Source organism: Ruegeria sp. AI2 (genome assembly GCF_056541275.1).
On the sequence record NZ_JBQFYB010000029.1, the window covers coordinates 1 to 2500 of the forward strand.

At 54.3% G+C, this 2500-nt stretch carries 1 tRNA gene and 2 rRNA genes (1 of these 3 cut by a window edge); all 3 read right to left on the reverse strand.

Annotation, left to right across the window (positions count from 1 at the left end):
* Positions 1 to 77, reverse strand: a tRNA-Met gene (locus ACR0LL_RS20720).
* Positions 78 to 129: 52 nt separating this feature from the next.
* Positions 130 to 244: ribosomal RNA gene (rrf, locus tag ACR0LL_RS20725) — 5S ribosomal RNA — on the reverse strand.
* 170 nt (positions 245 to 414) lie between these two features.
* Positions 415 to 2500: ribosomal RNA gene (locus ACR0LL_RS20730) — 23S ribosomal RNA — on the reverse strand; it runs 759 nt beyond the window's last position.

Below are 2500 nucleotides of genomic sequence, written 5' to 3' on the forward strand. Positions count from 1 at the left end.
TGGTTGCGGGAGCAGGATTTGAACCTGCGACCTTCAGGTTATGAGCCTGACGAGCTACCGGGCTGCTCCATCCCGCGTCAGAGTCAGATTTGTTTTCATCGTGTTAGAGAGACTTGGGGATTTTGCTAGGTTTGGCGGTGACCTACTCTCCCGGGGCTTAAGCCCAAGTACCATTGGCGCGGCAGTGCTTAACTTCCGGGTTCGGGATGGGACCGGGTGTTTCACTTGCGCTATGACCACCAAACCGAGGAAAATCCCCACGTCGCTGTTTTTGCGGAGCAAAAAAGCGACGGGCAGGAGGCAGCGTATTCGCGAAGCGGATGCGCGGTCCTGCACGGTTGTGTTAATCAGATCAACGTTGTCCAACTCAAGGTCAGTGTATGCTTTTGGTGATTTGTCTTTCCATTACTGGATCAAATCAAGCCTATCGGGCGATTAGTACCGGTCAACTGAACGCATTACTGCGCTTACATCTCCGGCCTATTGACGTGGTGGTCTTCCACGGCCCTCAGGGAGACCTTGTTTTGAGGGGGGCTTCCCGCTTAGATGCCTTCAGCGGTTATCCTGTCCGATCATAGCTACCCAGCACTGCCGTTGGCACGACAACTGGTCCACCAGTGGATCGTTCACCCCGGTCCTCTCGTACTAGGGGCAACTCCTCTCAAGTCTCCTACACCCACGGCAGATAGGGACCGAACTGTCTCACGACGTTCTAAACCCAGCTCACGTACCTCTTTAAACGGCGAACAGCCGTACCCTTGGGACCTGCTCCAGCCCCAGGATGAGATGAGCCGACATCGAGGTGCCAAACACTGCCGTCGATATGGACTCTTGGGCAGTATCAGCCTGTTATCCCCGGCGTACCTTTTATCCGTTGAGCGATGGCCCTTCCACTCGGGACCACCGGATCACTATGGCCGTCTTTCGACTCTGCTCGACTTGTCAGTCTTGCAGTCAGGCTGGCTTCTGCCATTGCACTCAACGAGCGATTTCCGACCGCTCTGAGCCAACCTTCGCGCGCCTCCGTTACGCTTTAGGAGGCGACCGCCCCAGTCAAACTACCCGCCACGCAGGGTCCCGGATCCGGATAACGGACCGCGGTTAGACATCAAGAGTGCGAAGGGTGGTATCTCAAGGGAGGCTCCACAGGTACTTGCGTTCCTGCTTCAAAGCCTACCACCTATCCTGCACATCACAATCCTGATGCCAGTGCGAAGCTGTAGTAAAGGTGCACGGGGTCTTTCCGTCTAACCGCGGGAAGCCTGCATCTTGACAGGCAATTCAATTTCGCTGAGTCGATGTTGGAGACAGCGGGGAAGTCGTTACGCCATTCGTGCAGGTCGGAACTTACCCGACAAGGAATTTCGCTACCTTAGGACCGTTATAGTTACGGCCGCCGTTTACCTGGGCTTCAATTCAAGGCTCTCACCTCTCCTTTTAACCTTCAGGCACCGGGCAGGCGTCAGACCCTATACGTCGTCTTGCGACTTCGCAGAGCCCTGTGTTTTTAATAAACAGTCGCCACCCCCTGGTTTGTGCCCCCAGCCCCTAGTTGCCTAGGAACCGGGCCTCCTTCTCGCGAACTTACGGAGGTATTTTGCCGAGTTCCTTCAACATCGTTCTCTCAAGCGCCTTGGTATGCTCTACCAGTCCACCTGTGTCGGTTTAGGGTACGGTCTGATGGAGGGCTATTTCCAGGAACCACTCAGCAGCCCAATCAATCCGATAAGATTGAACTACACCTGTGATCCGTCACATCCTCCTGGCCTAGGAATATTAACCTAGTTCCCATCGCCTACGCCTTTCGGCCTCGGCTTAGGGGCCGGCTTACCCTGCTCAGATTAGCTTTAAGCAGGAACCCTTGGACTTTCGGCGAGAGTGTCTCTCACACTCTTTGTCGCTACTCATGTCATCATTCTCACTAGTGATCTCTCCACCGGATCCCTCACAGGCCGGCTTCATCGAAAGAACTCGATCCGTCATTACACCTCGCTGCTGTTACACAACACAGATGCAAATACGGATGAGTTCTATGTCACACTACGCTCTGCTACCATGCCTTACGGCATCCTAAGCTTCGGCTCATGGCTTGAGCCCCGTTACATCTTCGCCGCAGGACAACTTGTTTAGACCAGTGAGCTGTTACGCTATCTTTAAAGGATGGCTGCTTCTAAGCCAACCTCCTGGTTGTTTTGGTCGTCCCACCTGCTTTCCCACTTAGCCATGAATTGGGGGCCTTAGCTGTAGGTCAGGGTTGTTTCCCTCTCCACTACGGACGTTAGCATCCGCAGTGTGTCTGCCATCTAGTACTCCCGGGTATTCGGAGTTTGGTTAGGATCAGTAAGCCTGTGGGGCCCCATTACCCATCCAGTGCTCTACCCCCCGGGGTATTCGGATGACGCTCTACCTAAATAGATTTCGCAGAGAACCAGCTATCTCCGAGTTTGATTGGCCTTTCACCCCTAGGCACAGCTCATCCCGATCCTTTTCAACGGATGTG